The following is a 4,672-nucleotide window of genomic DNA, read 5'->3' as shown; positions in this document are numbered from 1 at the left end:
CCGAGGGGCGTGTCCGCAACGTCATCGCCGGCTGGTCCGCGCCGGGTCGAGGAGTAGGAGCGCGCTGTCGGTGACGATCGCGTCGGCGCCGAGGCGGCGGGCGCAGTCGAACGCCTCGGCCGCGGTGTCGACCAGGGGCTCACCGGGCCCGTTGAAGGAGGTGTTCAGTAGGACCGGGGGGTGCCCGCGGCGGGCGAGTTCGTCGAGGACGGCGGCGACGAACGGTTCGTCGGCGTCGTGCAGCCGCTGCGGGCGGGTGGTGCCGTCGATGTGCGCGATCGCTGGGAGTGTCGAGGCTCCCTGGTCGGTGAGCCGGGCGGCGCCGAGCATGTAGCGGTCCAGCTGTCCCACGGGCGACCACCAGGTGCCGAGATCGGCGTTGGTGACCGGGCCGAAGGGCCGCCACCGCTCCCGGCGTTTGAGCATGTTCATGGTCTGTTTCATCTGCGCGGAGACCGGACTGGCGAGGAACGAGCGGTGGCATAGCGCCCGCGGCCCGACCTCGCTGCGTCCGCGGCACACGCCGACGATCCGGCCGTCGAGCAACAGGTCAGCGACCCGATCGACATCGACGTCGCACACGAGTACGCCAGCAAGATCGGCAGGAAGAGTGCCGGGATGGCTGCCGGTGTACGCGGAGAAGACTGCCGGGTTGGTGGGTGCGGCCAGGGACCAGGCGGCGCCCAGCGCGACGCCTCCATCGTGGGGAACTGGCGGGACGTACAGCGGGCCGGGCAGCCGGCTGTTGGTAGCGCAGTTGAGCCCGACGCCTCCGGCGATGCACAGCTCGTCGATTCCCGTCAGGAACCGTGCGCGCGCGGCGAGCCAGCGCACAACGTTTTCCACGGTGAGCTGGGCGACGCCGGCCACATGGACGGCCACCGGGTCGGTGTCGAGGGACTGGGGTGGTTGCTTCGGCCGGTCCACGCCGGTGAACGCGATGACCTGCTCGTGCCAGCGGCTCTTGAGCATGTCGTAGTCCTGGTCCGGGTCGCCGCCCAGCACGGAGATCAACCGGTCTGTGTCGGGGACGAGCCAGCCGGGATCGATCGGCACGTTGCCGGCGTCGTAGGCGGCCAGCCCCATCGTCCGCCCGGCGCCGTGACGTCCCAGGCCAAGCCAGGCGCTCACCGCCTCGTACATGTGACCGACGCTGTAGACCTGCGGCCAGGACGCCACCCGCACGAGTGGGCCACCGCGCTGCGCCCGGTAGATCGAGGTGCATTCGTCCTCGCCGTTGCCGTCGAGCACGAGGACGGCGGCACGGTCGTAGCCGCTGGCGTGGAACGCCGACGCCGCGTGCGCGCGGTGGTGCGGCACGAAGTGCAGATCCGGCCAGCGGGGCCCGCGGAAACCAAGCGCGGTGAGGAACTCGCGGGGACTGTCGAACCGCCAGGGTTGCCCGGCGTGGCTACTCATCCGCGGCTCGTCCCAGCCGACAGCGACCACATCGATCTCCTCGGCGGTGACGGCGGCCAGGTCCAGGCACCAGCGGACGGACAGCGCGGGCATCCGTACTCCGTGGGCGTGCCGTGTCCGGGTGAGCCGTTCCTCCTCGACGAACGCGAGGACGGTGCCGTCGCCGTCGATCAGGCAGGCGCTCGGATCGTGGTAGGTCCCGGTTCCGGCGTGCACTCCCAGGATGAATGTCATCGCGATCCCGCCCCCGCGAACGTACCGACCGGAACCCGTCGGGTGATCAGGTCTATGTAGCTGTCAGCCATCGCGCGCAGGCTCAGGCGCTGCGCAGCGGCTCTCCCCGCGCGGGCCAGCCTGTCGTGCAAGGCGGGGTCGCGCAGGACCCTGTCCAACGCCTCCGCGATCGCAGCCGGCTCCTCGGGGGGCACCAGCAGCCCTGACACCCCGTCCTCGATGTACTCCGCCGGCCCGCCGTGAGCGGTCGTGATGACCGGCACGCCGGCCAGCATCGCCTCCACGTTCGCGTAGCCGAACGGCTCAGCCTCCCGGGAGGCGAGCACGGCGACATGGGCGGCGGTGTAGCAGGACGCGACCTCGGTGGGGTCCAGCTCGTCGAGGAGCACCACCGTCCCGTCCAACCCACGCCGGTGGATCTGCGCGGCGAGGTCGTTGTCGTAGGCGGGCCAGCGGTTGTCGGACATGCCCGCGCCGTTGATCATCACGCGGACGTCGTCCGCCCGACCCCGGTCCCGCAGGATGCCGGTGGCCTCGATGACGTCCTGGTGGCCCTTCCACGGCACCCGGCGGGCCGACACCAGCACGATCCGACCATCCCGCGGGACGCCGTTGCGGGCGGCGACCCGCGGGAACACCCCACGGGCGCCGTCGAGGCGACGCTCGAACTCGTCGGCGTCCAAGCCGTTGAGCACGGTGCTGACCGTGCCCGCGGGGACACCGGCGTCGATCAGCCCCTGGCCGATCATCCCGGACACGGCGATCAGTTTCAGGGTCAGGCCGGTGTGGTCGATCCGCCGGGCGAGGTAGCCGAGCCGGCGGCCGGCGCCGGCCGTGTCGTGCACGACGGCGGTGACGTTCAGCCAGTCCAAGCCCGCCTTGGCGAGCACACCGAACTGCTCGGCCTTCAGAACCGCGACGAGGGGGTTGATCCCCTGTACCAGCAGGTGCGCCGTCCCGGCCGCGCGCACCACCGCCGTATACCGCTCGGCGAGCGACAGCCACACCGGGTTCGCCGGGTCGTCGATCCGCTCCTCGTAGTACCGCCGAACGAGCGCAGGGTCCTTGCCATCGGTGGCCTCGCCAGCCCGCAGATACTGGGGGAAGCCCGTGGCAACGGACCGCCACTGGACTATCGGTCCGTCGGGGACCTGCAACGGCCGTACCGGGCACGCGGCGACCGACGACCCCCCGGTCTGGGTGATCGCGATCCTGGTCTCGGGATGCTCCCGGACGATGCCGGCCAGTAGCTGGTGGGTGTGCTCGACGACGCCGCTCGTCCGAGCGGGTTTGATCATTCCGCTGTCCACGAATCTGCCTCGCACGTCGTACGTACAGACGTGCAGGGCGTCGGGAAAATGTCGAACCAGGACCATCGTCTTCCCCTTCCTCATCGTGCTCCCTTGAGGGCCTGTGCGTCCCCTCGGGGAATGTGGGATAGGAAGGCCGCCTGCCCCGCCGGACCTGGTCAGCAGTGGGGCAGGCGACGTGAAGCGCCGTGTCCGCGAGGAGGACCAGACGGGCGGCGCGGCGGCGGGAGAAAGTCGCGGCCGAATCCGAAGGATGCCGCCGGACGTATTCCCGCTGCATGGCAGTCATGGAACACTCCGCCACAGGCGCGAAACAGACTGTGTGCCGCACACGGGCGTGCGTGCCGCGGGCACGCGTCCCTGCGGTGCTTGCGGCACACAGCCCGTGCCATGCCCGGCAGGAGGTGGAACTTCGTGCAGAATGGTTCCCAGCAGCCACGGCCCGCTCGCGCCCGCTACGTCGCCCGCGCCGAGGAATACCGGAAACGACGCGGTCTCAGCTTTTCCGCGCTGGCACGGAAGATGAGCGCAAGCGGATGGCGCACATTTGACCGGGCAACCGCCACGGCCGCGGTACGCGGCCATCAGTCAGGCAAGGAACATCTGCTACCCACCCGGGAAACGGTCGAGCACCTCGACCGTGCCCTCGGCGCCAGCGGTGAACTCCTGATCCTCTGGCAGGACGCCTCCATCGAGGACCACGCGATCGGAATCGGGGCCTCGCCGCCGGCCACCACTGCGGCTGCGACTGGACGTGCCCCCGAACAGGCAGCGACAGTGGAACACAGCGAGGAGGTGAGTCCCACGAGACGACGCGATGCTCTACGCGGCGGACTGGCGCTTGGCTCGGCCGCCGTAGCCGCCGCTCTTGCCGAGCGCATCGCCTCGGCCGACCCACGCCCCGCCAGCCTCGATCAGTACGAGGCCGAAATACACGAGATCGCCCGGACCTACCGCACCACACCCCACGTCACGCTCGCGGAACGACTCGAACCTGCCTGGCTGAGCACAGAGCGCCTCCTGGACACGCGCGTTTCCTCAAAGGTCCGAAGCCGACTGACGTGGATAGCCGGCTGGCAGGCGTTCTACCTGGGCACCCTCGGTTTCGACACCGACAACGACCAGGCGGCACGCGAATTCCTGGCCCTCGCAAGCCAGCACGCCACCGACACCGGCGACCGTCTACTCGCGGGATCAGCCGCGGCGATGAGATCAACCGTCGCCTACTTCAACGGCGCCTATGACACCGCCGTCGACATCGCCCACGAAGCCGGACAAGAAGCCCACCCCTTCAGCCAGCCGATCCTCGCCGGCTGCGAAGCCCGTTCCGCCGCACTCGCCGGCCGACCAGACGACGCACAGACAGCGCTCGCCCGGATGCAGGATCATGTTTGGGACGGCGGAGTCCTACCGGGACCGAACCCCGGCGACGAAGCCTTCGCTCACGCATTCCTCGCGGTCACCCTCGCCCATCTCGGGCACGGCGAGACCGCCGAAAGCCACGCCCGAACCGGGCTGGACCTCGAACTCGCCAACGGACCCGACAACTACGTCCAGATCAGCGGCAACTGGACCGTCCTCGGCATGACCTTCCTCCACAGAGCTCACCCCGACCCGGAACAAGCTGCCGCAGCCGCGCGAGAGGCCCTGCTCGTCCTCGACACCACCCCAACCCGCGGTGCGATCCAACGGGCCGGGGACATGCTGCG

The 4,672-nt window shown here is 70.1% G+C and carries 3 protein-coding genes; 1 reads left to right on the top strand and 2 read right to left on the bottom strand.

Annotation, left to right across the window (positions count from 1 at the left end; genetic code table 11):
• Window positions 1–21: 21 nt before the first annotated feature.
• Together U9980_RS17325 and U9980_RS17320 are read right to left on the bottom strand one after the other, a co-directional pair.
• Window positions 22–1,653 carry a carbamoyltransferase C-terminal domain-containing protein gene (locus tag U9980_RS17325; protein WP_322768870.1) on the bottom strand — a complete coding sequence of 544 codons (1,632 nt, stop codon included), beginning with the start codon at window positions 1,651–1,653 and terminating at the stop codon, window positions 22–24.
• A complete protein-coding gene (locus tag U9980_RS17320; RefSeq protein WP_322768869.1) occupies window positions 1,650–3,047 on the bottom strand; it encodes a glycosyltransferase family 4 protein in 1,398 nt (465 codons plus the stop codon). Before U9980_RS17320 ends, U9980_RS17325 begins: the two co-directional genes overlap by 4 nt.
• 330 nt (window positions 3,048–3,377) lie before the next feature.
• On the opposite strand from U9980_RS17320, the gene U9980_RS17315 reads away from it, so the two are divergent.
• On the top strand, window positions 3,378–4,672 hold a 1,295-nt coding region (locus tag U9980_RS17315; protein WP_322768868.1), incomplete at its 3' end, for an XRE family transcriptional regulator.

Source organism: Protofrankia sp. Cr1 (genome assembly GCF_963555865.1).
GTDB lineage: Bacteria > Actinomycetota > Actinomycetes > Frankiales > Frankiaceae > Protofrankia.
This window is presented reverse-complemented; position numbering and strand designations above follow the sequence as displayed.

Coding starts and splice junctions, on each gene's coding strand:
- U9980_RS17325 (WP_322768870.1), bottom strand. CDS start 1,653: ATGACATTCATCCTGGGAGTGCACGCCGGAACCGGGACCTACCACGAT.
- U9980_RS17320 (WP_322768869.1), bottom strand. CDS start 3,047: ATGAGGAAGGGGAAGACGATGGTCCTGGTTCGACATTTTCCCGACGCC.